Origin of the sequence: Paraburkholderia sp. DD10 (assembly GCF_049177125.1) — a bacterium.
Lineage (GTDB): Bacteria > Pseudomonadota > Gammaproteobacteria > Burkholderiales > Burkholderiaceae > Paraburkholderia > Paraburkholderia terricola.
Window position 1 is genome coordinate 3,046,340 of record NZ_CP185393.1, and the last position, 21,823, is coordinate 3,068,162.

The window sequence follows — 21,823 nt, forward strand, 5'->3', positions numbered from 1 at the left end:
CCCTCAAACTCTCGCGGCGAACCATTCGAGCGCGAGTAACGAGGAAGAATTGTGCGTAGCCGCGCCGCCGCGCGACACTCAGCCAAATGGCTAACGTTGCGTGACACGTGCCGGCGCCGCACCAAAGCGGCTACAGTGAAGCCATTCCCGCGTCGCGCACCGACCTGCGCAGAAGTGTCAGTAAGCATGACGAAAGCTGAAAAGCCGGGCGGCTATAATCGCGGGACTGTTTTTTGGTGCCCATATGCAATCCACGTCTCCGAATTCCCCACCGCCCGCGCCGCACAAGCGCAAACGCCCGTTGTGGCTGAAGCTGGTCCTTGGCTTTGTCGGTCTGATCGTCGCAGGCATCGTGTGCGTGCTGCTGGTGCTCGGCTATGCGCTGGTGGTGGCAACGCCCAACCTGCCGTCACTCGAGGCGCTCACCGACTACCGGCCCAAGGTGCCGCTGCGCATCTACACGGCCGACCATGTGCTGATCGGCGAATTCGGCGAGGAGCGGCGCGACATCGTCCACATCCAGGAGGTGCCCGATAGTCTGAAGAAGGCCGTGCTCGCCATCGAAGACGCGCGCTTCTACGATCACGGCGGCGTCGACCTCACGGGTATCGCGCGGGCCGGCTTCGTCGCGCTCACCAACGGCCACGCCACGCAAGGCGCCAGCACGATCACCATGCAGGTGGCGCGCAACTTCTTCCTGTCGAGCGAGAAGACCTACACGCGCAAAATTTATGAAATGCTGCTCGCGTACAAGATCGAGTCGAAGCTGACTAAAGATCAGATTCTGGAGGTGTATATGAATCAGATCTATCTCGGTCAGCGCGCCTATGGCTTCGCGAGCGCGGCGCGGGTGTACTTCGGCAAGGATCTGAAGGACCTGACGCTGGCCGAGTCGGCGATGCTCGCCGGTCTGCCGAAGGCGCCCTCCGCGTATAACCCGGTGGTCAATCCGAAGCGCGCGAAAGTGCGCCAGGAGTACATCCTGCAACGCATGTACGAACTGCGCTATATCACCCAGCAGCAATACGACGAGGCCAGCAAGCAGGCGCTCGTGGTCAAGGGCGCGGGCAAGGAATTCAGCGTGCACGCGGAGTACGTCGCGGAAATGGTGCGGCAGATGATGTACGCGCAGTATCGCGAAGAGGCGTACACGCGCGGCCTGAACGTCGTCACCACGATCGACTCCGCCGATCAGGACGTCGCTTATCGCGCGCTGCGCAAAGGCCTGATGGATTACGAGCGGCGCCACGGCTATCGCGGCCCGGAAGCGTTCATCGATCTGCCGTCCGATGCGGACGACCGCGAACAGGCGATCGACGACGCACTGCTGGAGCATCCCGACAACGGCGAGATTATTGCCGCCGTCGTGACGGCGGCGAGCCCGAAGCAGGTGCAGGCCACCTTCATCGACGGCAATGTCGCGACCATCCAGGGCGACGGCCTGCGTTTCGCGCAGGCGGCGCTCAATGCGCGCGCGCAGCCGAATCAGCGGCTGCGGCCCGGTGCGATCGTCCGCCTCGTCAAGAACGACGACGGCAACTGGTCGATCACGCAATTGCCGCAAGTGGAAGGCGCGTTCGTCTCGGTGGTGCCGCAAGACGGCGCGATTCGCGCGCTGGTCGGCGGCTTCGACTTCAACAAGAACAAGTTCAATCACGTGACCCAGGCGTGGCGTCAGCCGGGTTCGAGTTTCAAGCCGTTCATTTATTCGGCATCGCTCGAAAAGGGACTCGGCCCGGCGACGGTGATCAACGACGCCCCGCTCTTTTTCAGCGCCGCGGAGACCGGCGGGCAGCCGTGGGAACCGAAGAACTACGGCGGCGGTTTCGACGGTCCGATGACCATGCGCACGGCGCTGCAGAAGTCGAAGAACCTGGTGTCGATCCGCATCCTCAGCCAGATCGGCACCAAGTACGCGCAGCAGTACATCACGCGCTTCGGCTTCGACGCGGAGCGTCACCCGGCCTATCTGCCGATGGCGCTCGGCGCGGGTCTCGTCACGCCGTTGCAAATGGCGGGCGCGTTCTCGGTGTTCGCCAACGGCGGCTACCGGATCAACCCGTATCTGATCGCCGAGGTCACGGATCAGCGCGGCATCGTCGTCGCCCATGCGCAACCGCTGGTGGCCGAGCAAAGCGCGCCGCACGCCATCGAGCCGCGCAACGCGTACGTGATGAACAGCCTGCTGCAAGGTGTCGCGCAACGCGGCACGGGCGCCAAATCCAATGTGCTGAAACGCACCGATCTCGGCGGCAAGACCGGCACGACCAACGATTCGCGCGACGCGTGGTTCGCCGGTTATCAGCACACGGTCACGGCGATCGCGTGGATCGGCTACGACAATCCGCGCAGTCTCGGCGACAAGGAAACCGGCGGCGGCCTGGCGTTGCCGGTGTGGATCGAATACATGGGTCGCGCGCTCAAGGGCGTGCCGGACTACAAGATGCCGAAGCCGGACAATGTGGTCGAAGTCGGCTCGGAACTGTATTTCGACGAGTTCACGCCGGGGCACGGTTTCATCGCGACGGTCGGCATCAGCCAGGCCGCGCTGGATGCGGCGAACGGCGCATCGGAGGCGCCCGCGCAGGTCGACGAGCAGGAAAAGCAGAACATCATGAATCTGTTCCGCGGGCATTAGAGAACCGCCGTAGCCCGTTGAAGAAAACCGCCGCGCTCGATGCGCGGCGGTGTCGTTTCAGGCTTGCTTTGGCGGGCGGTCCGTCAGTCGCGAGGCGCGCTTCGGGCAGCAGCACCCCGCCCCCGCCTTAACCCGGATTCACGCTTCGAAGTGAACCGGCTCGCCGGCCTGTTGCGTCGCGTACTCCGACAGCGCGGCGAAAAACTCCGTACCACTGCGGGTATCGCGCCATTCACCATCGACGAAACGGAAGTGAAAGCCGCCCGCTTTCGCGGCGATCCAGATCTCGCTCATCGGCGGCTGAAGGTTCACGATGATCTTCGAACGGTTCTCGAATTCGAGGGTCAGCACATTGCCGCTGCGCTCGAATTCGATGTCGGCGTCGGTGTCGTCGAGTGCGCGTTCGATGGCGGCTAGCGCGGCTTCCGCGCGGGTCAGGTATTCACTATCGGACATGCTAAACTCCATCGATTATTTATTCAGGGACAGTCATGCGAGTCGTTTCTCGGATGCGCGCAGCGGCGCCCGGCCGCGCGATTGTAGCGGGTCTAGCCATTCTCGCAGGTTGTGCACTTGCCGGCTGCGGGCAGCGTGGTTCGCTCTATTTGCCCACCGTGCCGCCGCTTCCGGCCAAGCCGATCGACCGGACGCAACCGCCGTCGCCGGATGAAGTGAAACCCAGCGCCGAAACCGCCGACGAAACGGGCACCGTGCCGAATACGTCGGGCACGCCGCTCACGCTGGCGCCGGAAAACCAACTCGCCGCGCCGCCCGCCTCCGCCGTTACTCCCGCTCAATAAGACCCTCGCATGACTCGATCCGCTTTTGACTACGTCGACGGCGTGTTGCACGCCGAAGACGTGTCCGCCGTCTCGCTCGCCGAACAGTTCGGCACGCCGCTCTACGTCTATTCGCGCGCCGCGCTCACCGATGCCTGGAACGCGTACGCCGGCGCTTGCGCAGGCCGTCGCGCGAGCGTGCACGTGGCCGTCAAGGCGAACAGCAACCTCGCGGTGCTGAACGTGTTCGCGCGTCTCGGCGCCGGCTTCGACATCGTATCGGGCGGCGAACTGGCGCGTGTGCTGGCGGCCGGCGGTAAAGCGGAAAACACCGTGTTTTCCGGCGTCGGCAAGAGTGCGGACGAAATGCGCGACGCGCTCGCGGCTGGCGTGAAGTGCTTCAACGTCGAATCGATTCCTGAACTGGACCGCCTGAATGCGGTGGCCGCCGACATGGGCAAGAAAGCTCCGGTTTCGCTGCGCGTGAATCCGGACGTCGACGCGAAGACGCATCCGTATATTTCCACCGGGCTGAAGTCGAACAAGTTCGGCGTCGCATTCGAAGACGCGCGCGCGACGTATCGAGCCGCCGCGGCGATGACTCATCTCGAGGTGATCGGCATCGACTGCCATATCGGTTCGCAGATCACCGAAGTCGCGCCGTATCTCGACGCGGTCGACAAGTTGCTGGAACTGGTCGAACAGATCGAGCAGGACGGCGTGAGCATTCGCCACATCGACGTGGGCGGCGGTCTCGGCATCACCTACGACGATGAAGCACCGCCGGAAATCGGCGCGTTCGTGCGCACCGTGCTCGATCGCATCGAAGCGCGTGGCCACGGTCATCGTGAAGTGTATTTCGAGCCGGGTCGTTCGCTGGTGGGCAATGCCGGCGTGCTGCTCACGCGCGTCGAGTTTCTGAAGCCGGGTGCGGAAAAGAATTTCGCCATCGTCGACGCTGCGATGAACGACCTCGCGCGCCCCGCCATGTACGAGGCGTACCACGCGATCGAAGCAGCGGCAAAGCGCGACGTACCGGCGCATGTCTACGACGTGGTCGGCCCGGTCTGCGAAAGCGGCGACTGGCTGGGTCGCGAGCGTCTGCTGGCGATCGAACCCGGCGATTTGCTGGCGATTCGTTCGGCCGGCGCGTACGGCTTCGTGATGAGCTCCAACTACAACACCCGTCCGCGTGCGGCGGAAGTGATGGTGGATGGTACACAAGCGCATGTGGTGCGCGCCCGCGAAGAGATCAAGCAGTTGTTTGCGGGAGAAACGATCTTGCCGGCGTAAACGTCGAGTTCGGCGTCTGACAAAAAAGGCGATGCCACCGCGGCATCGCCTTTTTAGTTTGTGCGACTCGCTTGCCGGTCAACCCGCCTTCGACCTTCGCTCGCGCAGCCATACGATCAACCGCCACCCCAGCAGCGCCAGCATGATTGCGCCGTAAAGCTTCGGCAACAGCAGATCGTTCTTGCCCGCCTTCATCCACCAGAAGTGCAGGATCGCGAGCACGCCGATCGCGTAGATCGCGCGATGCAATGTCTGCCAGCGACGGCCGAGTTTGCGCACCATCGCGCGCGGCGACGTCACGGCCAACGCGATCAGCAACAGGAACGCCGCGAAACCAACGGTGATGAAGGGCCGCTTGCCGATGTCCTTCACGATCTCGGCGACATCGAACCACTTGTCGAACCAGAGGTAAGTGGTGAAGTGCAGCGTCGCGTAGAAGAAGGCGTAAAGCCCGAGCATCCGCCGAAAGCGCACGAACGTGGCGACCCCGGTCAACCGGCGCAAGGGCGTCACGGCCAGCGTGATGCAAAGAAAGACGAGCGTCCAGAGACCGGTGGAGCGCGTGATGAATTCGATCGGATTCGAGCCGAGCCGATCGGTCATGCCGAACAATACGATGCGCGCGAGCGGATACAACGCGGCGACAAACACCGCGATTTTCGCCGGCACGATCCAGCGCGCGCCGGATGCGGGCCGCTTCACCGTCGTGGACGCGTGCGCTGCTCGCGGCGCCTTGCGCCCGCTCACAGCGGAAGTCTGTGTATCGAAAGCCATGGTCGCGTTGCTCAGAAATTCTTCTTCAGGTCCATGCCCTGATAAAGCGACGCGACCTGATCGCCGTAGCCGTTGAACATCAGCGTCTTGCGCTTGGGCGTGAAAAAGCCGTCCTCACCGATGCGCCGCTCGGTCGCCTGGCTCCAGCGCGGATGATCGACGTTCGGGTTCACGTTCGAATAGAAACCGTATTCGCTCGACGCGTAGGTGTTCCAACTGGTCGGCGGCTGCTTGTCGAGAAAGCGGATCTTCACCAGCGACTTCGCGCTCTTGAAGCCGTATTTCCACGGCACCACGACGCGAATCGGCGCGCCGTTCTGATTCGGCAGCACCTGGCCGTAGACACCCATCGTCAGGAGCGTCAGCGGATTCATTGCTTCATCCATGCGCAGCCCCTCGGAGTACGGCCAATCGAGCACCGGCGTCGAGAGTCCGGGCATCTGCGACGCATCTGCCAGCGTGATGAATTGCACGTACTTCGCATTGCCGGTCGGCTGCACGCGCTTGATCAGTTCCGAGAGCGGCACGCCAATCCACGGAATCACCATCGACCAGCCTTCGACGCAGCGCAGCCGGTACACGCGCTCCTCGAGCGGCGCGAGCTTCAGCAATTCATCGATGTCGTACACCTTCGGATTTTTGATTTCGCCCTCGACGCTCACCTTCCAAGGATGCGGGCGCAACGTGCCGGCGTTATGCGACGGATCGGCCTTATCGGTGCCGAACTCGTAGTAGTTGTTGTAGCTCGTGATGTCCTTGAACGGCGTGATCTTGTCGAGCGCGACGAACTTCGCGTTGGTCTTCGCCGCGAGCTTCTGCGCCTTCGGGTCCGGCGATGAATACGCCGCCAGCGCCTCGCCATTCACGCCGATCAGACCGCCGAGCGCCAGCGCGCCCGCCGCCTGCAACACACGCCGCCGGTTCTCGAATACGTGCCGCGGCGTGATTTCACTACGCGCGATATCGTCGCCGAGGAGTTGAATTCTGTCGCTTCGCTTGATCCACATCGTCCTGCTCCTTGCCGGCCCTGCCGGTTCGTTCATTTTACGGGGCCGAAGTCATGATCGCTTGTCCCGCGTCCGTCCAGCTATTCGTTGCTACTGCCATGACGAACACGTCGGGCGCGGCAAATATTCCGTCAGCCATAAAAAAACCGCCGGTGCGAAGCACGCGGCGGTTCTTAGTCGGGGCGGAGCGGCGAATCTTACAGCTTGCCGTAGCTATGCAGCCCCGACAGGAACATGTTGACGCCGAGAAACGCGAAAGTCGTCACCAGCAGGCCGGTCAGCGCCCACCAGGCGGCGACCGCGCCACGCAGACCTTTCATCAGACGCATGTGCAGCCATGCCGCATAGTTGAGCCAGACGATCAGCGCCCACGTTTCCTTCGGGTCCCAGCTCCAGTAGCCGCCCCACGCTTCGGCGGCCCACAGCGCGCCGAGAATCGTCGCGATCGTGAAGAAGGCGAAGCCCACGGCGATCGACTTGTACATCACGTCGTCGAGCATTTCGAGCGCCGGTAGGCGATCGGCCAGCACGCCGCGCTCTTTCATCAGGTACGCGACGCCGACCATGGCCGACAACGCAAAGCTGCCGTAGCCGATGAAGTTCGCCGGCACGTGAATCTTCATCCACCAGCTTTGCAGCGCCGGCACGAGCGGCTGGATCTGCTGCGCGTCACGGGCGACCGAGTACCACATCAGGAAGCCGACGGCGGCGCTGATCACCAGCAGCACGAACGCGCCGAGCGCGCGCGTGTTGTAGTGCTGCTCGTAATACAGATAGAACAACGCGGTGATCAGGCTGAACAGCACGAATACTTCATACAGGTTCGAGACTGGAATATGGCCGACGTCCGAGCCGATCAGGTACGACTCGTACCAGCGCACCATCAGCCCGACGAAGCCCATGACCACCGCGGCCCATGTCATCTTCGAACCGATTGCCGCACCGGTTGGCGAGCGCGACAGCAGGCCGATCCAGTAGAACACGGTGGCGAACACGAACAGCGCGCTCATCCACAGAATCGCGGATTGGCTCGAGAGGAAATACTTCAGGAAGAACGCCTGATCGGCACGGGCCAGATCGCCCTGGTAAATCTGGATCGCCCACAACGACAGCGCCGCGATGCCGACCATCAGCGGACGCACCGGCTTCCAACGCCAGCCGAGCACGACGAACACCGGCACCGCGCACACCAGCACCAGCTTGTCGTAGTAGTTCATGAACGCGTGATAGTGCGACAGCGCGAACCCCGCGCCAGCGACCATCACGACGGCGAACAGCCAGTCGAAGACACCGAGCCGTTTCAGAAACGGTCGCTCGTCGTACTCCGCCACGTTGAGCGACTCGCCCGCGAGCACCTTGCTGGGCCGCGACGATGATGAGGAGGGGGAAACCTGAGTCAAGTCCATGATCTTACCGGGTCGAATCTTGTGAGCTTGCGGACTGCGCGCCGGCGTGGCCGGGTTGATCGGCGCCGCGGGCGGCGTCGGGTGCTTCAGTGAGTTTGGCGCCCAGCGCGGCGCCGACTGCGTCGCGCGTTTGAACGAACTCCTTTTCGAAGTCGAGTGTCTTGCGCGCGCTCGACATCGCCATTACGACGTTCGTGCCGTGATCGGTATCCTTGAGCCAGAACCACAGGCGCCGTTCGCGAACGTAGAACATCGAAAAGATGCCCAATACGAGAAGCAGACTGCCAAGATACACGACTTTTTTGCCCGGCGCGCGCGTCAACTGAAATACCGAAGCTTGCACCTGCTTGAAGCCGTCAAGCTGCAAGTAAACCGGTGATCCATACAGAAAGCTGTCGGATATCGCGTTGATCGAGGCTTGAACAAAGCGGCTCGCGTCCGCGTTGGCCTGCGCTTCAGGCTCGCCATGCTGCTCGCGCGACAGTTGCCACAAATCCCACGTCGAGCCTTCCAGCATGCGCAGAAGCAGCCCGGCCGCCTTTTCCTGCTCGCCCTTCGGCACCGAGTGATCGATAAAGCCGGCGATCGCCTGAAAGCCGCCGACGGGCTGGCCGTTCGGCATCTTGACGCTGCTGTCCGCGCCCGCGAAAAGGGTCAGCACACGCAGCGCGCTTTCTTCCAGATGCTGCTGCAGTTCGGCATTCGAACCCGGCACCGAGCGCAGCGCGAAACGGTGAGCGGCCGCCGCGCGCATGGCCGGATTCTCAAGCGTCGCGCGCAGGTTCATCCATTCCTTGACGGTGCCGCCGGTGTCGGCGGGAATGCGCAGGTAGCGGAAGGGATCGTCCGGGTTCTGGCGCATGCCGGCGAGGAACATCTTTTCGCCGGCTACTTCCACCGGCAGCATGTAGTTGTTGTATTCGCGCGCCTGGCCGTCCTTGTCGCGCACCTTGTACTGCACCGAAGGGCCGACGTTGTGCAGTTCGAGCGGCTTCGACGTCTTCGCGCCCGAGCCGAGACGCTCGTCGAACGCTTCCTTCAGCGTGCGATGCGCGGCCACGCCGCGGGCGTCGTTCTGGCCGCTGCCGTTCGAGATGTTTTCGACGTTGATCGCGCGGAAATCGGTGAATTCGACGGTCTGTCCGTCCGCCAGCGACATGGCCTGGCCAAGCGGCGCGTTGCCGCCGATCGTGCCGGCGAACGGTGCGGTCTTCGCGCTTGCGCCGGTCATGGGGAACGCGGTCATCTGCATCTGCGAGCCGCCGTCCTGGAAGCTCGACTGATAGATCGACACGCCCTCGTATTCGAACGGCTTGTTCACTTCGATCCGCGCCGGCACGCGCGCACCGGTCTTATGGTCGACGACGACGATGTCGCTCGCGAACAGCTTCGGCATGCCCGTCGAGTAGTAGTCGACGATGAATTTCTTCAGTTCGATCGAGAACGGCAAGTCCTGAATCAGCGAACCGTCCGGCTGGTTCAGGATCGCCGTCGACACATGCTGCCCTTCCGGCACCCACGCGTAGCCGCGGAACGTGGGGTTCGACTGCGACAGGCGATGTTCGGCAGGAATCTCGTTGATTACCGTGTTCGCGCGGATCGCCGACTTGTCGAACAGCCACATTTGCAGCTTGATCGGCAGGTTGCTGTCGAGCAGGCCGCCGAGGCAGATCACCACGATCGCGATGTGAGCCGAGATATAGCCGAACTTGGTCAGCGCGCCGCGCTTGGCGGCAATCAGCGTTGCGCCGTCCGACTCGCGCGTGACGAATTTATAGCCGAGCTTCGCCGACAGCCTGGCGAGCACCTGGGCGGTCTGCGCGCGCGCGCCGTGCACCGCGAACTCGCCCTTGTGATGGAACGCGCGCAGGCTGCCTTCGCGAACCTTGTCTTTCCAGCTCCGGGCGTCGGCGAGCATTTTCGGCGCATTGCGGATCACGCACAGCGAGACCGACACCATCAGGAAGCCGAGGATCAGCATGAACCACCACGAGCTGTACACCGTGTACAGGCTCAGCGAGCGGAAGATGTCCGCCCAGAAGGGGCCGAACTGGTTGACGTAATTCGGATACGGATCGTCCTGCGTGAGGACGGTGCCGATAATGCTGGCGATGGACAGAATCACGAGCAGCGCGATGGCGAAACGCATCGAACTCATGACTTCGATGATGCTGCGCACGATGCGATTGCTCGACTTCGACTGCAGACCCGACGTGGTGACGCTCATTCATACTCCGACTGAACAGCAAAAAAGGGTGAGAGGCTGTCGTAGACACGACGCCCCCACCCTTTTCTTGTTTTGCACCGGCCCCGGCGGGCCGGTTGCGCTTGCGTGCGGACTCTTACTTAATGCAAGCCCGCGATGTAATCGGCTACAGCCTTGATCTCGCTGTCCGACAAACGCGATGCGACGGCATGCATCGCCTCGTTGTTGTTACGTGCGCCGGAACCCTGCGTGAACGCGGACAACTGCGCCACCGTGTAGTCCGACCATTGCCCCGACAGGCGCGGATACTGCGAGGGAATGCCCTGGCCCGTTGGCCCGTGACAGCTTGCGCATGCCGGCACGCCCTTCTCGGCCACCCCACCACGGTAAATTTTCTGACCGAGCGCCACGGTGTCCTTGCTATGCGCATAACCTGGCTTGGGAGCCTGCGCCGCGAAATAGGCCGCCACGTTGACCATGTCCTGGTCGGAGAGCGCCGCGGCCATGCCCGCCATGATCGCATTGTTGCGCGCGGGCTGCTTGGCGCCCGCCTGCGTCTTGAAATCCTTGAGTTGCTTGACGAGATACTCGGGATGCTGGCCCGACAATTTCGGGTATGCGCCGCCGGCACTGTTGCCGTCCGCGCCGTGGCACGACGCGCAAACCTGCATTGCGATTGCCTGCCCCCGATTGACGTCCGGCTTTGCCGGCTCTGCTGCTCGTGCCTGAATTGCCAAACCTGAAAGACCTGCCGCTACCTGAAGCACCATCAGAGCCTTGCACAGTCGATTCATTCGCACACCCTGTCTCGTCTTGTGGGATTTTTTAGAGAGCCCCCAAACCCGGCGCCTCGCGCCAGGCCCCCCGAAGGGGGCAAGAAAACTTGGGACGGCCCAGCGTTTTCCTGAAGGTTTTGCAAAATACGACAGCGACTGAGTGACCACCAGGAGCCGCCAAGGCACGCGGGGCGGCCCCCTCGGGTTTTCAGTAAACCATCGTATTGTACAATAACTCGCTAATCGCTAAGACGCCAGTCGGGCTTGACCCGTCCCCGCTCCGGGTTCCCCGGCGTCTCGAATCCTGGCCTGATCATGTCCTTCCTGCTCCACCAATCCCGCTTTTTCACGACCGTCAATCACTTGCGTGACCTGCCGGCCACCGCGCAGCCCGAGATCGCCTTTGCGGGACGTTCGAACGCCGGCAAGTCCACGGCGATCAATATCCTGTGCAATCAGAAGCGGCTCGCGTTCGCCAGCAAGACGCCGGGGCGCACGCAGCACATCAATTATTTTTCGGTGGGCAAGGCGGACGAGCCGACCGCGCATCTGGTGGACCTGCCGGGCTACGGCTACGCGGAAGTGCCCGGCGCGGCCAAGGCCCATTGGGAAGCGCTACTGTCGACCTACCTGCAATCGCGCTCGCAACTGCGCGGCATGATTCTGATGATGGACTCGCGTCGTCCGTTGACGGATCTGGATCGGCAGATGATCGAGTGGTTCGCGCCGACGGGCAAGCCGATCCATACGCTGCTCACAAAATGCGACAAATTGACGCGACAGGAAAGCATCAACGCATTGCGCGCGACGCAGAAAGGCTTGGCTGAATATCGCGCCGCCGGCTACCAAGGCGAGTTGACCGCGCAATTGTTCTCGGCGCTCAAACGAATCGGCATCGACGAGGCGCACGAGTTGATCGAAGGCTGGCTGATCCCCAAAGCCACGGGCGAAGCGGACGCCGCGCAGTAAGCGCTGGGGCTTCCGTCAGGCACGCAAAAGCGCCGTTTCGGCCGCCCATAAAAAAACCCGCCGCTTTAACGGCGGGTCAAACAGCCTAATCGAAAAAACGACAGGCACCCGCTCAGGGAGGAGAAGCGGGGAGGTCAGCGCAAGGCGCCTTGCTCGATCGGTATGATATACCATTGTCTCGAAAAGTTTCGGGAGCAGACGCAGACGTACTTGTCCACTCTCCACATCCATCATCTTCGATTCGATATGAGCTTCTACCCGCACTACCGTCCGCGCCGCATGCGCCGTGACGACTTCTCGCGCCGTCTGATGCGGGAAAACATCCTCACCACGAATGATCTGATCTATCCGGTGTTCGTCGTCGAGGGCACGAATGTACGGCAAGCCGTAGGGTCGATGCCGGGCGTCGAGCGCGTGTCGGTCGATCTGCTGATGGGCGTGGCCGAGCAATGCGTTGAGCTGGGCGTGCCCGTACTGTCGCTGTTTCCGGCAATTGAGCCGTCCCTGAAAACGCCTGATGGCCGCGAAGCAGCCAATCCGGCCGGCCTCATTCCGCGCGCCGTTCGCGAACTCAAAAAGAGTTTCCCCGAGCTGGGCGTGCTGACCGACGTCGCGCTCGACCCGTATACGAGCCACGGCCAGGACGGCGTGCTCGATGAAGCCGGTTACGTGATGAACGACGAAACTGTCGAGATTCTCATCGAGCAGGCCCGTGCGCAGGCTGAAGCAGGCGTCGATATCGTCGCGCCCTCGGACATGATGGACGGCCGCATCGGCGCGATTCGCGAAATGCTCGAGAGCGAGGAGTTTGTCCACACACGCATCATGGCTTATGCGGCCAAATTTGCGTCGGCGTTTTACGGGCCGTTCCGCGATGCCGTCGGTTCCGCGACGAATCTGGGCAAGAGCAACAAGATGACCTACCAGATGGACCCGGCCAATTCGAATGAAGCGCTGCGCGAAGTGCAAGCGGACATCAACGAAGGCGCCGATATGGTGATGGTCAAGCCCGGCATGCCGTATCTGGACATCGTGCGTCGCGTGAAGGACGAATTCCAGTTCCCCACTTACGTTTATCAGGTGAGCGGCGAATACGCGATGTTGAAGGCGGCCGCGCAGAACGGCTGGCTCGATCACGACAAGGCGATGATGGAATCGCTGCTGGCGTTCAAGCGGGCCGGCGCTGATGGCGTGCTGACGTATTTCGCGCTGGATGCCGCGCGAATTTTGCGCTCGCAGAAATGATTTGACGGCTTTCGTTAGCGGGCGACGACGCTGCTGCGCTGACGACATGGGAAAAAAGGAGGCGGACTTTTAATCCCGCCTCCTTTTTTTTTCGCATACTTTGCGCGTATCGAAAACCTGTGTGCGGCTACACACCGGGCGGGGTTGCGCGATCGAGGCTGCGTAAAAACTTGTCCGCTGATTCGTAACCGACGACGCGCAGTACTTCCTTACCGCCCTTGTCGAAGAAAATGATGCCTGGCGGCCCGAAAAGGCCGAATCGCTTGAGCAGCGCCTGATCGTCGGCGTTATTCGCCGTGACGTCGGCGCGCAGCAGGGTCAGTTGCTTAAGCTTCGCCCGGACGCGCGGGTCACTGAAAGTGAATTTCTCCATCTCCTTGCAGCTCACACACCAGTCCGCGTAAAAATCGAGCATGGCGGGCTGCACAGCCGTTTTGATGGCCAGATCGAGTTCGCTCGACGAACGCACCGGGGCGAACGTCAGATCGCTTTGCGCCCGCGTATCCAGCGCGTTGGACGTATTGGCCAAACCCGCCTCGCCGCCGCGCGCCGCCAGCACCGCAAGCGGCTTCAGCGGATCGGACGAGCCTGCGGCAAGGCCAACCAGCAGTGCCACCGCCCAGACTGCAAACGCAGCGCCAAGCCCTCGGCTCAGCCGGCGCCATATTGAGGAGCCAACGGCCGGCGCCGAGAACAGACCGAGCGATGCTGCGGCGACGAGCAGCCAGAGCGCGCTGAACAGCATCGTCGCGGCCGCGCCGAGCACCGGCCAGATGATCCACAGCGCCGCGGCAAGCAGCACGACGCCGAAGAACACCTTGACCCCGTCCATCCATGAGCCTGCGCGCGGCAGCAACGTGCCGGCACCGAGACCGATGATCAGAAGCGGCACGCCAAGGCCGAGCCCCATCGAGAATAGCGCCGCGCCGCCAAGCACCGCGTCGCCGGTATGCGCAATGAACGCCAGCACGGCGAAGAGCGGCGCGGTCATGCAGGCGCCGACCACCAGCGCGGACAGCGCACCCATCAAGGCTACCGCCGCGAATTTTCCGCCAGAGCGCCCCGCCGACGCCTGCGAAACGCCTTCTTGCCAACGCCGCGGCAAGGCGATGTCGAATCCTGCGATCAGCGTCAGCGCGAAAAGCGTCAGCAGTATTCCGAACGCGCCCAGCACCCAAGGGTTCTGCAGCCACGCGCCGAGGCTTTGCCCCACCAGCGCGGCCGCGATGCCGAGCGCCGTATATACGAGCGCCATGCCGATCACGTAAGCCAGCGACAACGCAAACCCGCGCGCACGCGTCACTCGCGCCCCTTCACCGATGATGATCGCCGACAGAATCGGAATCATCGGATACGAGCACGGCAGCAGGCTTAGTACGGCGCCGGCCACGAAAAAAAGCCCGACGATCGCGAAGAAACCACCACCTTGCAACAGCGACCGCGCATAGTCGGCGCTGGTAGCCCGCTCATACCACGACGCTCCGGCGGCCGGGGTGGGTTGCGTGGAAGCGCCCGCCGCCGCGTTGCCGGCCGGTTGCAGCGCCTCGCCGCTGACACGGTACACCCGGTCCATCGGCGGATAGCAGATGCCGGCGTCGGCGCAGCCCTGCGACGTCACCACCAGATCGAATTGTCCCGCCGCCTGTTTCACGGGAATGCGGATCGTCAGCTCGTTGCGATACGTTTCGACGTCTTTGTTGAAAGTCTGATCGAACTTGATGTGGCCGGCCGGCAACTGCGGCTCGCCGATAATTGCGGCGCCGTTGCGAGGCGCGAACGCAAAGCGCTCACGGTACATGTAGTAGCCGTCCGCGATCTTGTACGTGACGACGATTTCGCCGGGTTTTTCGCTGGCGCTGAATTTGAAGGCGACCGCCGGGTCGAGGAAATCGTCCGCAGCGCGGGCAATGCTGCCGAACGACCCGGCGAAGAGGCAGCCGAACACGAAAAAGACGATGCGCAGCGCATGAAGCGCGCGGCGGTCGAGACCGTTAAACATGGAGAGGACGTTGGGTTTCGGCAGTGATCCACTGGCCGTAGACGGATGATGCCGTCGCTTGCCACGAAAGGATTTCCGGCGTGTCGTAGGGGTGGTTCGCCTGAATGTATTGTTCGAGTTCTGGCGCCCGCGCGGCGCTTGTCTTGAACAGCAACTGGATTTCCTGCGCCGTTTCGATCGCGCCCTGCCAGTGGTAGCTGGACTGAACAACGCCCAGTTGAGAGACGCACGCGCATAGCCGCGCAGCTAACGCGTCCGTCGCCAGCTTCTGGGCAACGTCCGCGTCGGGTACCGTCGTCAGAATCAAGGTCACATTCACGTTCACAGAGGGCTCCGGCCAGGCACGATCAGCTGTCACTATCGTATCACCTAGCTTCGCGCGACCGCGGAGATGCCTGCGGCGAGCTTGCGGCATTTGGCCGCCAAGCATTTGTGCCGCGTGGGCTTTCTTCCCGCCAACAAAAAAGCCAGGCGTGCTGCCTGGCTTTTTCTTCGGGTGCTAAAAAGCTTACTCAGCTTCCTGCACTTCAGTTTCTTCGACTTCCGGACGGTCGAGCAATTCGACCAGTGCCATCGGTGCGTTGTCGCCAACGCGGAAACCGAACTTCAGCACGCGCAGGTAGCCGCCCGGACGGGTGGCGTAACGCGGGCCAAGCACTTCGAACAGCTTCGTGACCGAGTCACGATCGCGCAGGCGGTTGAACGCCAGACGACGATTTGCCAGTGACGGCTTCTTGCCGAGCGTGATCAGCGGCTCGACGACTTTACGGAGTTCTTTCGCCTTCGGCAGCGTGGTCTTGATGACTTCGTGCTCGATCAGCGAGTTGGACATGTTACGGAGCATTGCCAGACGGTGGCTGCTCGTGCGGTTCAGTTTCCGCAGACCATGACGGTGACGCATGTTAATTCCTTTGATTCAGAGTTTTGTTCCAGCTCTTCTATCACGCTCGGCTCCTCGGTTTCCCCTGAGGCGGCGAGTGCACGGGCCGGTAGTGAAAAAAGACAAGACGCGGATTTTAAAGGAAAATCCGCGTCTTTGCCAGTGCAGCGGCGGGTTCAGGTCCCGGGATTACTTGTCCAGACCAGCCGGCGGCCAGTTCTCGAGTTTCATGCCGAGCGTCAAACCACGCGACGCCAATACTTCCTTGATTTCGTTCAGCGACTTGCGGCCCAGGTTCGGCGTCTTGAGCAGCTCGTTTTCAGTGCGCTGGATCAAGTCGCCGATGTAGTAGATATTCTCGGCCTTCAGGCAGTTCGCGGAACGAACCGTCAGTTCGAGATCATCAACCGGACGCAGCAGGATCGGGTCGATCTGCGGCGCGCGCGACGGTGCTTCTGCCGTAGCTTCGGTACCTTCCAGTGCGGCGAACACCGACAGTTGGTCGACCAGAATACGCGCCGATTGACGGATTGCTTCTTCCGGCGAGATCACACCGTTCGTCTCGATGTTCATCACGAGCTTGTCGAGGTCGGTACGTTGTTCGACACGCGCGCTTTCAACGGCGTAGCTCACGCGGCGAACGGGCGAGAACGACGCGTCCAGCACGATGCGGCCGATGATCTTGGCCGATTCTTCGCCGTAACGACGCACATTGCCCGGCACGTAGCCGCGGCCTTTTTCAACCTTGATCTGCACGTCGAGCTTGCCGCCCTTCGACAGATGCGCAATCACATGATCCGGGTTGATCACTTCGCAATCGTGCGCAAGTTCAATGTCGCCCGCGGTGACAACGCCTTCACCTTCCTTGCGCAGCGTAACCGTCACTTCGTCACGGTTATGCAGCTTGAAGACCACACCCTTCAGGTTCAACAGCAGGTTGACCACATCCTCTTGCACACCGTCGAGCGTCGAATACTCATGTACGACGCCTGCGATCGTCACTTCGGTCGGCGCGTAGCCGATCATCGACGACAGCAATACGCGCCGAAGCGCGTTACCCAAGGTGTGGCCGTAACCGCGTTCAAACGGTTCCATGACCACTTTCGCGTGGCTTTCGCCAAGCGATTCAACTGCGATGATCTTGGGCTTCAACAAACTGGTTTGCATAGGTTTTCCTTTTCAATACCCTCGGCTCGTTACACCGATAAGGCTGACCGGTAACAACCTGAAAATAAACAGCCGAGACGCCCCCTTGCGCAACGCAATCGGGGTGCCCCGGCCGTTAATCCGATTACCGCGAATACAATTCGACGATCAGGCTTTCGTTGATATCGCCAGCGATGTCGCTGCGTTCCGGCTTCTGCTTGAACGTGCCTTCGAACTTCTTCGAATCAACAGCAACCCAGCTCGGCAGACCGCCTTGCTCAGCGAGCGACAGCGCTTCGAGAATACGGGCTTGCTTCTTCTTCTGTTCGCGCACCGCTACAACATCGCCTGCCTTCACTTGCATCGACGGAATGTTCGACACGACGCCGTTCACCGTGATCGCCTTGTGGCTCACGAGCTGACGCGCTTCAGCGCGCGTCGAGCCGAAACCCATGCGATACACGACGTTGTCGAGACGCGATTCAAGCAATTGCAGCAGGTTTTCGCCCGTGTTGCCCTTCAGGCGGTCTGCTTCGGCGAAGTAACGACGGAATTGACGCTCGAGGACACCGTAGATGCGCTTCACTTTTTGCTTTTCGCGCAGTTGCGTGCCGTAGTCGGACGTACGTGCACCCGAGGTGCGGCCATGTTGGCCAGGCTTGCTGTCAAGCTTGCACTTGTCAGCGAGTGAACGACGGGCGCTCTTCAGGAAAAGGTCAGTGCCTTCACGGCGGGAGAGCTTGGCCTTAGGGCCGATATAACGTGCCACGTTGATTCCTTCTATGATTGATCACGTGAATGCATGCACTCACGCTAGTCCGAGCCCTTTGGGTCGAACGGTGGGCTTAGTCAATTTAATAGCGCAAGCGGCCTGTGGTCGCCGGCTTACAAGCGCGGCGGCGACAGGCGCTAGCGAAAACAGCGTCTTAGATACGACGACGCTTCGGCGGACGGCAGCCGTTGTGCGGGACCGGGGTTACGTCGGAGATCGCTGTGATCTTGATGCCAAGACCATGCAATGCGCGCACCGCCGACTCACGGCCAGGACCGGGGCCCTTGATCCGCACTTCGAGGTTCTTCACGCCGTATTCCATCGCCACGCGGCCAGCCGATTCGGCCGCCACCTGAGCTGCAAACGGGGTCGATTTACGCGAACCCTTGAAGCCCTGACCGCCCGACGTTGCCCAAGCAAGTGCATTGCCTTGACGATCGGTGATCGTGATGATGGTGTTGTTGAACGACGCGTGAACGTGAACCACGCCCTCGGCGACGTTCTTCTTGACCTTCTTGCGAACGCGTTGCGCCGCGGAGTTGTTCGAAGCCTTAGCCATTACGTTTTCCTGTAACTGTCAGTTCCGCTTACTTCTTCAGCGATTGCGCTGCACGACGCGGACCCTTGCGCGTACGGGCATTCGTACGCGTACGTTGGCCGCGCAGGGGCAAGCCCTTACGATGCCGCACGCCACGGTAGCAGCCGAGATCCATCAGGCGCTTGATGTTCATCGTCGTTTCACGGCGCAGATCGCCTTCAACGATGAACTTGCCGACTTCTTCACGCAGCTTTTCGAGGTCTGCGTCGTTCAGGTCTTTGACCTTCTTCGAAAATGCCACACCAGCAGCGACGCAAATGTCGCGCGAGCGCGTGCGGCCGATACCGTAAATTGCCGTCAGGCCGATTTCGGTATGCTGGTGATTCGGGATGTTAACCCCTGCGATACGAGCCATTGTTTTTCCTCAAACAAAAAGCGCAAGCAAAAGCGCGGCGTTCAGCCTTGACGCTGTTTGTGGCGCGGATCAGAGCTGCAAATCACGCGCACAACGCCTTTGCGCTTGATGATCTTGCAATTGCGGCAAATGCGCTTAACCGATGCCATCACTTTCATGATATTACCCTTTTTTCAAATCACTTCGCCCGGAACACGATCCGCGCACGCGACAGATCGTAAGGCGTCAATTCAACCGTCACCTTGTCGCCCGGCAAGATTCGGATGTAGTGCATCCGCATCTTCCCGGATATGTGTCCCAATACGACATGGCCGTTTTCCAGCTTCACCCTAAAGGTAGCGTTAGGCAGGTTTTCGATGACTTCACCCTGCATCTGGATAACATCGTCTTTGGCCATAAGTCCTTTCAACGCATCGGGACGCCGCCGCCTTTGAAATTAGCTTTCTTCAGCAGCGATTCATACTGTTGCGACATAACGTACGACTGCACCTGCGCCATGAAGTCCATTGTGACGACGACAATGATCAGCAGCGACGTTCCACCAAAATAAAACGGCACGTTCCAGCGCAGCACCAGAAACTCGGGCAGCAGACAAACAAACACGATGTAGATCGCACCGGCCAGCGTCAGACGCGTGAGGATGCGGTCGATATATCGCGCCGTTTGATCGCCCGGGCGGATGCCTGGAACGAAAGCGCCACTCTTTTTCAGGTTGTCGGCCGTTTCCCTGCTGTTGAACACCAACGCTGTGTAGAAAAAGCAGAAGAAAACGATCGCCAACGCGTACAACAACACGTACACGGGCTGGCCTGGCTTGAGGGCTTCGGCCACGTTGTGCAACGTGTCTGCGAACCAGCCGGTACGCGACCCCGAACTAAACCAGTTCAGGATGGTTGCCGGAAAGAGAATGATCGACGATGCAAAGATCGGCGGAATCACACCCGACATGTTCAGCTTCAGCGGCAGATGCGAAGACTGTCCGCCGTAAATCTTGTTACCGACCTGCCGCTTCGCGTAATTCACAAGAATCTTGCGCTGGCCGCGTTCGATAAACACCACCAGATAAGTCACAGCAGCGATCAGCACGACGACGATAATCGCCGAAATGATGCTCATCGACCCGGTTCGCACCAGTTCGAAAAGACCACCGATTGCGTTCGGGAAACCCGCCGCAATACCACCGAAAATAATGATCGAGATACCGTTGCCAAGCCCACGCTCCGTGATCTGCTCGCCGAGCCACATCAGGAACATCGTGCCGGTGACCAGCGTCACGACCGTCGTCAACCGAAACACCATCCCCGGATCGATCACTAAGGCCGGCTGATTTTCCAGTGCGACGGCAATGCCGAATGCCTGGAACGTCGCCAGCAGGACCGTGAAGATACGTGTGTACTGCGTGATCTTCCGCTGTCCCGCCTGCCCCTCTTTCTTCAGCGCCTCGAGCTGCGGCGAGACAATCGCCAGCAACTGCATGATGATCGATGCCGAAATATAAGGCATGATCCCCAACGCGAAAATCGTGAACCGCGAAAGTGCGCCACCCGAGAACATGTTGAACATGCCAAGGATGCCGCCCGACTGACTTTGGAACAACTTTGCCAGTTGGTCCGGGTCAATACCCGGCACCGGAACGTGCGCGCCGATACGGTAGACGATCAGCGCCAGCAGCAGAAACACTGCTCGCCGACGCAGATCGCCAAACTTCGCCGCGCCGCGACCGGGTTTTGCGAGACTCGGGCTGTTAGCCAAGTACCTTCTCCGATGCAAATGCTAGTGACGGCAAATAACTTGCGCGTTACTCGGCAAAAGAGCCACCGACTGCTTCAATAGCAGCGCGCGCACCCTTCGTCGCACCCAGGCCCTTCACAACGACCTTGCGCTTCAGTTCGCCCGTCGCAATGATCTTGGCGCTCGTGATGAGTTCGCCGAGCAGACCGGCTTGCTTCAGAGCCAACAGATCGATTTCGTCGACCGGCAGCTTTTCCAGATCCGAGAGACGCACTTCACCGACGAATTCCTTCGTCAGCGAGGTGAAGCCCCGCTTCGGCAGGCGACGTTGCAGCGGCATTTGACCGCCTTCGAAGCCAACCTTGTGAAAGCCGCCCGAACGCGACTTCTGGCCCTTGTGACCACGGCCGGCAGTCTTGCCCAGACCAGAGCCGATACCGCGACCGACGCGACGCTTAGCGTGCTTCGAGCCTTCAGCCGGCTTCAGGTTATTCAATTCCATTATCAACTCCTTGAGTCCTGGTCAGCCGCTTAGCTGATGACCTTAACGAGGTACGAAACCTTGTTGATCATGCCGCGCACAGCCGGCGTGTCCTGCAACTCGCTGATCGAGTTGAGTCGGCGCAGGCCCAAGCCACGCACCGTAGCACGGTGCGTTTCACGGGTGCCGATCAGGCTCTTGACGAGCTGGACCTTGACAGTTTTATCAGACATGGTGTCCACCTTAGCCCAGAATATCTTCGACGGACTTGCCGCGCTTCGCCGCGATGTCGCCCGGCGTGGACTGCTTGCGCAGACCGTCGAGCGTTGCGCGAACGAGGTTGTACGGGTTCGTCGAACCGTGGCTCTTGGCCACAACGTTCTGCACGCCCATCACGTCGAACACTGCGCGCATCGGACCACCGGCGATCACACCGGTACCGTCCTTCGCCGGAGCGAGGAGGACCATCGATGCGCCGTGCTTACCGTGCACTTCGTGCTGCAGGGTACCGTTCTTCAGCGGCACCTTGAACATGTTGCGGCGAGCTTGTTCCATCGCCTTCTGAACAGCGACCGGCACTTCCTTCGCCTTGCCCTTGCCCATACCGACGCGGCCATCACCGTCGCCAACCACGGTCAGCGCGGCGAAACCGAGAATCCGGCCACCCTTCACGACCTTGGTCACGCGGTTGACCGAAATCATCTTTTCACGAAGGCCGTCGTCGCGTTCGTCAGCCTGAACTTTCGCTTGCATCTTTGCCATGACGAA

At 61.1% G+C, this 21,823-nt stretch carries 24 protein-coding genes; 5 read left to right on the plus strand and 19 right to left on the minus strand.

Annotated features, from left to right (window positions below; genetic code table 11):
• The first annotated feature begins 244 nt into the window (after positions 1-244).
• Positions 245-2,638: a penicillin-binding protein 1A gene (locus ACOCG7_RS29110; protein WP_073431840.1), complete on the plus strand. Its 2,394-nt coding sequence runs from the start codon at positions 245-247 to the stop codon at positions 2,636-2,638.
• A gap of 138 nt (positions 2,639-2,776) precedes the next feature.
• On the opposite strand, the gene cyaY is transcribed toward ACOCG7_RS29110, so the two are convergent.
• Positions 2,777-3,094 carry an iron donor protein CyaY gene (gene cyaY, locus ACOCG7_RS29115; protein ID WP_073431841.1) on the minus strand — a complete coding sequence of 106 codons (318 nt, stop codon included), beginning with the start codon at positions 3,092-3,094 and terminating at the stop codon, positions 2,777-2,779.
• Between the two features lie 35 nt (positions 3,095-3,129).
• Here cyaY and lptM point away from each other — a divergent pair, with 35 nt between their 5' ends.
• A complete protein-coding gene (lptM, locus tag ACOCG7_RS29120; RefSeq protein ID WP_073431842.1) occupies positions 3,130-3,438 on the plus strand; it encodes an LPS translocon maturation chaperone LptM in 309 nt (102 codons plus the stop codon).
• 9 nt (positions 3,439-3,447) lie between these two features.
• Complete coding sequence (gene lysA / locus ACOCG7_RS29125; protein ID WP_114163224.1) at positions 3,448-4,710, plus strand: diaminopimelate decarboxylase; 1,263 nt, start codon at positions 3,448-3,450, stop codon at positions 4,708-4,710.
• A gap of 78 nt (positions 4,711-4,788) precedes the next feature.
• Here lysA and msrQ read toward each other — a convergent pair whose 3' ends face one another.
• From msrQ to ACOCG7_RS29150, 5 genes are all read right to left on the minus strand, one after another.
• Positions 4,789-5,484: a protein-methionine-sulfoxide reductase heme-binding subunit MsrQ gene (gene msrQ, locus ACOCG7_RS29130; protein WP_073431844.1), complete on the minus strand. Its 696-nt coding sequence runs from the start codon at positions 5,482-5,484 to the stop codon at positions 4,789-4,791.
• Positions 5,485-5,495: 11 nt separating this feature from the next.
• Complete coding sequence (gene msrP / locus ACOCG7_RS29135) at positions 5,496-6,491, minus strand: protein-methionine-sulfoxide reductase catalytic subunit MsrP (RefSeq protein ID WP_114163225.1); 996 nt, start codon at positions 6,489-6,491, stop codon at positions 5,496-5,498.
• A 197-nt stretch (positions 6,492-6,688) separates the two neighbouring features.
• Positions 6,689-7,897 (minus strand): c-type cytochrome biogenesis protein CcsB, encoded by a 1,209-nt coding sequence (gene ccsB, locus ACOCG7_RS29140; protein ID WP_114163226.1) that lies wholly within the window; start codon positions 7,895-7,897, stop codon positions 6,689-6,691.
• Between the two features lie 4 nt (positions 7,898-7,901).
• Positions 7,902-10,124, minus strand: a complete 2,223-nt coding sequence (locus ACOCG7_RS29145; protein WP_114163227.1) for a cytochrome c biogenesis protein ResB — start codon at positions 10,122-10,124, stop codon at positions 7,902-7,904.
• A gap of 119 nt (positions 10,125-10,243) precedes the next feature.
• Positions 10,244-10,897 (minus strand): c-type cytochrome, encoded by a 654-nt coding sequence (locus tag ACOCG7_RS29150; protein WP_073431848.1) that lies wholly within the window; start codon positions 10,895-10,897, stop codon positions 10,244-10,246.
• A gap of 297 nt (positions 10,898-11,194) precedes the next feature.
• Between ACOCG7_RS29150 and yihA the strand changes: the two genes are divergently transcribed.
• Together yihA and hemB are read left to right on the plus strand one after the other, a co-directional pair.
• Entirely contained in the window at positions 11,195-11,848 is a 654-nt protein-coding gene (gene yihA, locus ACOCG7_RS29155) for a ribosome biogenesis GTP-binding protein YihA/YsxC (RefSeq protein ID WP_073431849.1), read from the plus strand.
• Positions 11,849-12,094: 246 nt separating this feature from the next.
• Complete coding sequence (hemB, locus tag ACOCG7_RS29160; RefSeq protein ID WP_114163228.1) at positions 12,095-13,093, plus strand: porphobilinogen synthase; 999 nt, start codon at positions 12,095-12,097, stop codon at positions 13,091-13,093.
• A 127-nt stretch (positions 13,094-13,220) separates the two neighbouring features.
• Here the strand turns inward: hemB and dsbD are convergent, their stop codons facing one another.
• The 13 genes from dsbD to rpsE form a co-directional block, all read right to left on the minus strand.
• Positions 13,221-15,092 carry a protein-disulfide reductase DsbD gene (gene dsbD, locus ACOCG7_RS29165; RefSeq protein ID WP_114163229.1) on the minus strand — a complete coding sequence of 624 codons (1,872 nt, stop codon included), beginning with the start codon at positions 15,090-15,092 and terminating at the stop codon, positions 13,221-13,223.
• On the minus strand, positions 15,085-15,417 hold the full coding sequence (cutA, locus tag ACOCG7_RS29170) for a divalent-cation tolerance protein CutA (protein ID WP_114163585.1): 333 nt from the start codon (positions 15,415-15,417) through the stop codon (positions 15,085-15,087). The genes dsbD and cutA overlap by 8 nt, the downstream gene beginning before the upstream one ends.
• A gap of 183 nt (positions 15,418-15,600) precedes the next feature.
• Positions 15,601-15,993, minus strand: a complete 393-nt coding sequence (rplQ, locus tag ACOCG7_RS29175) for a 50S ribosomal protein L17 (RefSeq protein ID WP_008923330.1) — start codon at positions 15,991-15,993, stop codon at positions 15,601-15,603.
• Between the two features lie 168 nt (positions 15,994-16,161).
• Positions 16,162-17,139 (minus strand): DNA-directed RNA polymerase subunit alpha, encoded by a 978-nt coding sequence (locus ACOCG7_RS29180; protein WP_006052226.1) that lies wholly within the window; start codon positions 17,137-17,139, stop codon positions 16,162-16,164.
• A 124-nt stretch (positions 17,140-17,263) separates the two neighbouring features.
• Positions 17,264-17,887, minus strand: a complete 624-nt coding sequence (gene rpsD / locus ACOCG7_RS29185; protein ID WP_007180123.1) for a 30S ribosomal protein S4 — start codon at positions 17,885-17,887, stop codon at positions 17,264-17,266.
• A gap of 157 nt (positions 17,888-18,044) precedes the next feature.
• Positions 18,045-18,449, minus strand: coding sequence for a 30S ribosomal protein S11 (rpsK, locus tag ACOCG7_RS29190; protein ID WP_006052224.1), 405 nt, complete (start codon positions 18,447-18,449; stop codon positions 18,045-18,047).
• A gap of 28 nt (positions 18,450-18,477) precedes the next feature.
• Positions 18,478-18,843: a 30S ribosomal protein S13 gene (gene rpsM, locus ACOCG7_RS29195; RefSeq protein ID WP_006052223.1), complete on the minus strand. Its 366-nt coding sequence runs from the start codon at positions 18,841-18,843 to the stop codon at positions 18,478-18,480.
• Positions 18,844-18,884: 41 nt separating this feature from the next.
• Positions 18,885-19,001: a 50S ribosomal protein L36 gene (gene rpmJ / locus ACOCG7_RS29200; RefSeq protein WP_004199844.1), complete on the minus strand. Its 117-nt coding sequence runs from the start codon at positions 18,999-19,001 to the stop codon at positions 18,885-18,887.
• A 20-nt stretch (positions 19,002-19,021) separates the two neighbouring features.
• A complete protein-coding gene (infA, locus tag ACOCG7_RS29205) occupies positions 19,022-19,240 on the minus strand; it encodes a translation initiation factor IF-1 (protein ID WP_004521905.1) in 219 nt (72 codons plus the stop codon).
• An 8-nt stretch (positions 19,241-19,248) separates the two neighbouring features.
• Positions 19,249-20,595 (minus strand): preprotein translocase subunit SecY, encoded by a 1,347-nt coding sequence (gene secY, locus ACOCG7_RS29210; protein ID WP_073431853.1) that lies wholly within the window; start codon positions 20,593-20,595, stop codon positions 19,249-19,251.
• Positions 20,596-20,641: 46 nt separating this feature from the next.
• A complete protein-coding gene (gene rplO, locus ACOCG7_RS29215) occupies positions 20,642-21,076 on the minus strand; it encodes a 50S ribosomal protein L15 (RefSeq protein WP_073431854.1) in 435 nt (144 codons plus the stop codon).
• Between the two features lie 29 nt (positions 21,077-21,105).
• Positions 21,106-21,288, minus strand: coding sequence for a 50S ribosomal protein L30 (gene rpmD, locus ACOCG7_RS29220; RefSeq protein WP_073431862.1), 183 nt, complete (start codon positions 21,286-21,288; stop codon positions 21,106-21,108).
• A 10-nt stretch (positions 21,289-21,298) separates the two neighbouring features.
• Entirely contained in the window at positions 21,299-21,817 is a 519-nt protein-coding gene (gene rpsE, locus ACOCG7_RS29225) for a 30S ribosomal protein S5 (protein WP_006052219.1), read from the minus strand.
• Positions 21,818-21,823 lie beyond the last annotated feature (6 nt).

Coding starts and splice junctions, on each gene's coding strand:
- ACOCG7_RS29110 (WP_073431840.1), top strand. CDS start 245: ATGCAATCCACGTCTCCGAATTCCCCACCGCCCGCGCCGCACAAGCGC.
- cyaY (WP_073431841.1), bottom strand. CDS start 3,094: ATGTCCGATAGTGAATACCTGACCCGCGCGGAAGCCGCGCTAGCCGCC.
- lptM (WP_073431842.1), top strand. CDS start 3,130: ATGCGAGTCGTTTCTCGGATGCGCGCAGCGGCGCCCGGCCGCGCGATT.
- lysA (WP_114163224.1), top strand. CDS start 3,448: ATGACTCGATCCGCTTTTGACTACGTCGACGGCGTGTTGCACGCCGAA.
- msrQ (WP_073431844.1), bottom strand. CDS start 5,484: ATGGCTTTCGATACACAGACTTCCGCTGTGAGCGGGCGCAAGGCGCCG.
- msrP (WP_114163225.1), bottom strand. CDS start 6,491: ATGTGGATCAAGCGAAGCGACAGAATTCAACTCCTCGGCGACGATATC.
- ccsB (WP_114163226.1), bottom strand. CDS start 7,897: ATGGACTTGACTCAGGTTTCCCCCTCCTCATCATCGTCGCGGCCCAGC.
- ACOCG7_RS29145 (WP_114163227.1), bottom strand. CDS start 10,124: ATGAGCGTCACCACGTCGGGTCTGCAGTCGAAGTCGAGCAATCGCATC.
- ACOCG7_RS29150 (WP_073431848.1), bottom strand. CDS start 10,897: ATGAATCGACTGTGCAAGGCTCTGATGGTGCTTCAGGTAGCGGCAGGT.
- yihA (WP_073431849.1), top strand. CDS start 11,195: ATGTCCTTCCTGCTCCACCAATCCCGCTTTTTCACGACCGTCAATCAC.
- hemB (WP_114163228.1), top strand. CDS start 12,095: ATGAGCTTCTACCCGCACTACCGTCCGCGCCGCATGCGCCGTGACGAC.
- dsbD (WP_114163229.1), bottom strand. CDS start 15,092: ATGTTTAACGGTCTCGACCGCCGCGCGCTTCATGCGCTGCGCATCGTC.
- rplQ (WP_008923330.1), bottom strand. CDS start 15,993: ATGCGTCACCGTCATGGTCTGCGGAAACTGAACCGCACGAGCAGCCAC.
- ACOCG7_RS29180 (WP_006052226.1), bottom strand. CDS start 17,139: ATGCAAACCAGTTTGTTGAAGCCCAAGATCATCGCAGTTGAATCGCTT.
- rpsK (WP_006052224.1), bottom strand. CDS start 18,449: ATGGCTAAGGCTTCGAACAACTCCGCGGCGCAACGCGTTCGCAAGAAG.
- rpsM (WP_006052223.1), bottom strand. CDS start 18,843: ATGGCTCGTATCGCAGGGGTTAACATCCCGAATCACCAGCATACCGAA.
- rpmJ (WP_004199844.1), bottom strand. CDS start 19,001: ATGAAAGTGATGGCATCGGTTAAGCGCATTTGCCGCAATTGCAAGATC.
- infA (WP_004521905.1), bottom strand. CDS start 19,240: ATGGCCAAAGACGATGTTATCCAGATGCAGGGTGAAGTCATCGAAAAC.
- rplO (WP_073431854.1), bottom strand. CDS start 21,076: ATGGAATTGAATAACCTGAAGCCGGCTGAAGGCTCGAAGCACGCTAAG.
- rpmD (WP_073431862.1), bottom strand. CDS start 21,288: ATGTCTGATAAAACTGTCAAGGTCCAGCTCGTCAAGAGCCTGATCGGC.
- rpsE (WP_006052219.1), bottom strand. CDS start 21,817: ATGGCAAAGATGCAAGCGAAAGTTCAGGCTGACGAACGCGACGACGGC.